General features: G+C 43.2%; 3 protein-coding genes. 2 read left to right on the forward strand and 1 reads right to left on the reverse strand.

The annotated features are described in order from the left end of the window. Positions 1 to 431 (forward strand): response regulator transcription factor (locus tag ACR2F7_RS14770; RefSeq protein WP_432714315.1); only part of this gene is annotated, 431 nt, incomplete at its 5' end. On the opposite strand, the gene ACR2F7_RS14775 is transcribed toward ACR2F7_RS14770, so the two are convergent. Continuing rightward, positions 428 to 895, reverse strand: a complete 468-nt coding sequence (locus ACR2F7_RS14775; protein WP_432714316.1) for a winged helix-turn-helix transcriptional regulator — start codon at positions 893 to 895, stop codon at positions 428 to 430. The two genes, ACR2F7_RS14770 and ACR2F7_RS14775, sit on opposite strands and share 4 nt — an antisense overlap. Before the next feature lie 131 nt (positions 896 to 1,026). On the opposite strand from ACR2F7_RS14775, the gene ACR2F7_RS14780 reads away from it, so the two are divergent. Continuing rightward, positions 1,027 to 2,079 carry an NADP-dependent oxidoreductase gene (locus ACR2F7_RS14780; protein WP_432714317.1) on the forward strand — a complete coding sequence of 351 codons (1,053 nt, stop codon included), beginning with the start codon at positions 1,027 to 1,029 and terminating at the stop codon, positions 2,077 to 2,079. Positions 2,080 to 2,283 lie beyond the last annotated feature (204 nt).

Genomic DNA, 2,283 nt, shown 5'->3' on the forward strand with positions numbered 1-2,283 from the left:
AGGATGTGATAAAGGGATTTAAAAGCGGCGGTAACGACTACCTGAAAAAACCGTTTAATATGGGCGAACTATTGGTGCGGATGGAATCCTTGCTTACGCGGTTTGGAACACCCACTGCACAGAAGGATGAATCCACATCACGGCAGGTATTTGGCGCCTGTGTACTGGACACGGTGAGCCAGGTACTGGTTACCTCCCAAGCGACACATACATTGTCCTACAAGGAAACCGCTTTACTGGAGTTGCTGCTGCAGCACCGCAATACTTTATTGCCAAGGCAGGTTCCGCTGCATAACATTTGGGGCGACGACAGTTTCTACAACGCACGCAGCATGGACGTTTTTATGTCGCACATACGTAAAATGCTCAAAGATGAACCCAGCGTACAATTGATGAGTATACGAGGTGCGGGTTATAAGCTGATCTGCTAATTTTTGGTACAGTAAGGTGGAGGTACCTGATCAGAAAGCGACGGAAAAGCTTCTTTCAACAAGCTAAACTGCCTCAAACCATTCTGGATACTATGTAAGTTTCTTGTCTGATCGCTCTTATCAATTAATTCATTTGCTAATTGTTTTTGTCCCCAATTATGTAAATGGTCTATAAATGGGATTAATTCGAGACCGGTGTCACTCAATGAGTACTCCACTTTGGGTGGCACTTGGTGGTAGACCTTTCGAATAATTAACTTATCATCCTCCAATTCGCGTAGTGTTTGAGTGAGCATCTTAGTAGTAATGTCTGGCAAGGTCCGACTTAATTCGCCATATCGCAATACGGTTTTCAAACCCAAGTGCCATAGAATACGGCCTTTGTATTTTCCTCCTATTCGCTTAAAGGCATATTCAACTCCGCATCTTTGTATACACTCAGGAACATCTGTATTGTCTTTCATTTTAATTTATTCGTAATACACTGATAATCAACAATACATACTTTTAAGTAGGTAACATACAAATAAGTATATACTTGACAAAAGTAATGAAACAGTTTAACTTGCCCCATCTTAAATTTAAAAATATAATCATGGAACAAGTAAAAGATAAATCGAATAACAATGAAAGCACCACAATGATGAAAGCAATTCGCCAGCATGAATTCGGTGGCCCGGAGGTATTACTTTATGAAGATGCTCCAATGCCCAAAGTAAGCCAAGGTGAAGTCCGTGTACGCGTTCATGCAATTGGCCTCAATCCGCCTGACTGGTACTTAAGAGACGGATATAAGGCGTTACCGCCTGAATGGCAGCCGAAGGTAGATTTTCCTATGACCTTGGGAACAGATATTTCGGGAGTAGTTGATGCAGTTGCAGACGATGTTACGGCTTTCAATATAGGCGATGAAGTGTATTCAATGGTACGCTTTCCCACCGGCATGATGGGCGATAGCAAGGCCTATGCTGAATATATTACTGTCCCTGTGTCGGAAGTAGCACTTAAGCCTGCAGGCATTGATCATGTACACGCGGCTGGGGCACCGATGTCCTTACTCACCGCATGGCAGTTCATGATCGAAGTGGGTCACAATGAACCGAATCCCCTTCAGCCAAACCCACATGTCCCGGTTCCGCTTAAAGGCAAAAAAGTCCTTGTAAATGGCGCAGGTGGTGGTGTTGGGCACTTTGCCGTACAGCTTGCCAAATGGATGGGCGCACATGTTACTGCAGTGGCATCAGGAAAGCATGAAGCATTCTTGCGTGATCTTGGTGTAGATGAATTCATCGACTATACAAAGACTGCTGCTGAAGATGTTGTTCGAGATGTAGATCTAGTCATCGATGGCGTTGGAGGCCCATCGAGTGATCGCTTTTTATGCACAATTAAACACGGAGGAGCCTTATTTCCTATTTTCCCATTGGGCTTTTCTGGTGGTGAAGAAGCTGAAAAACGCGGTGTGACAGTTTCTGCAACACAGGTACGCTCAAGCGGCGCTCAACTTGCTGAGCTGGCGTTTTTGCTCAATAACGGAACGATTCGCGTAGCCATCGACAGCATCTTTCCGCTTGCAGATGCTCGTAAATCACATGAGCGCGCAGCTAAGGGAAACATTCAGGGTAAGATTATCCTAACTGTTGCTTAAGGACAATAAAGCTGACATAAGGCTCTCTCTTATCATTGAGATAGTCTCTGCAAAATATGAGAAGACGTAAGACTATGGTTCTTGCTTGTACTTTTATTCGCAGTAAAAAATCAAATTATGAATATTAAAGAATTAGAAGATAGAATTTTACTGAAAGAGCTCTTTGACAGGGTTTCCATCTTATTATTTGAATTAAAAAACTAA

The organism is Pedobacter sp., assembly GCF_045628745.1.
Classification (GTDB): domain Bacteria; phylum Bacteroidota; class Bacteroidia; order Sphingobacteriales; family Sphingobacteriaceae; genus Pedobacter.